This is a genomic window from Streptomyces sp. MS06, from assembly GCF_047200655.1.
Classification (GTDB): Bacteria; Actinomycetota; Actinomycetes; order Streptomycetales; family Streptomycetaceae; genus Streptomyces.
Window position 1 is genome coordinate 1 of record NZ_JBJZOJ010000143.1, and the last position, 1,284, is coordinate 1,284.

Annotated in this window: 1 protein-coding gene; it reads left to right on the plus strand. The window is 65.4% G+C overall.

Annotated features, from left to right (window positions below; genetic code table 11):
• Window positions 1-51 precede the first annotated feature (51 nt).
• A protein-coding gene (locus ACL02U_RS32825) for an IS3 family transposase (protein WP_412794666.1) occupies window positions 52-1,284 on the plus strand; the annotation gives its coding sequence in 2 pieces (ribosomal slippage) (window positions 52-334 and window positions 334-1,284; 1,234 coding nt annotated over the 2 pieces). This gene is flagged as partial in the annotation.

Consider the following 1,284-nt stretch of genomic DNA (forward strand, 5'->3'; position numbering starts at 1 on the left):
CTGAACCGCCCCGTGTCAGGTAGAGACTCGATTCCGTGAAAGGATTGAGTCATGGCACGACCCTCCCGTTACCCGCTTGAGCTGCGCCGTCGCGCGGTGCGCATGGTTGCCGAAGTGCGCGACGACTACCCGAACGAGACGGCCGCCCTGCAAGCGGTGGCGGACAAGCTCGACATCGGTTCCCGCGAGACGCTGCGGAACTGGGTGAAGCAGTACGAGATCGACGCGGGGCAGCGTCCAGGGACGACGACGGAGGAATCCGCCCAGCTCAAGGCGTTGAAGAAGGAGAACGCCGAGCTGAAGCGGGCGAACGAGATCCTGAAGGCCGCGGCGAGTTTCTTCGCGGCCGAGCTCGACCGGCCACACACGCGCTCGTAGCGTTCATCGACGAGCACCGGGACCGCTTCGGCGGGGTCGAGCCGATCTGCAGAACGCTCACCGCACACGACTGCAAGATCGCCCCTTCCACGTACTACGCCCATAAGAAACGCCTCGAAACCCCCTCTGCACGTTCCGTGCGTGACGAGGAGCTCAAGGAGAGGATCCACGAGGTCTACACGTCCAACTACCGTGTCTACGGAGCGAGGAAGATCTGGCGCGAGCTGAACCGGCAGGGGCATGCGGTGGCCCGCTGCACCGTCGAGCGCCTGATGCGCGAGCTCGGCATCCAGGGCGCGGTGCGCGGCAAACGCGTCATCACCACGATCCCCGGCGGGCAGGCCGAGCGGGCCCCCGACCTTGTCGACCGCGAGTTCGTCGCCAGCGCCCCGAACCGCTGCTGGGTAGCCGACTTCACGCACGTGAAGACCTTCGCCGGCGTCGTCTATGTCGCGTTCGTCGTGGACACCTTCTCGCGCCGGATCGTGGGCTGGTCGGCCGCCACGGTGAAGGAGACGGTGTTCGTGCTGGACGCCCTGGAGATGGCGATCTGGCAGCGCGACCGGGACCAACACCCGATACAGCCAGGCGAGTTGGTACACCATTCTGACGCCGGGTCGCAGTACACGAGCTTCCGCCTCGCCGAGCACCTGGACGCCGCCGGCATCGCGGCGAGCATCGGATCCGTCGGTGACGCGTACGACAACGCCCTGATGGAGTCCACGATCGGCCTGTACAAAACCGAGCTGATCAAACCCCAGCGACCCTGGAAGACGCTCTCCCAGGTCGAGCTGGCCACCGCCGAGTGGATCGACTGGTACAACCACCGCCGACTCCACGGTGAGATAGGGCACATCCCGCCCGTCGAATACGAAGCCAACTACTACACCGAACTCAAGAAACCCC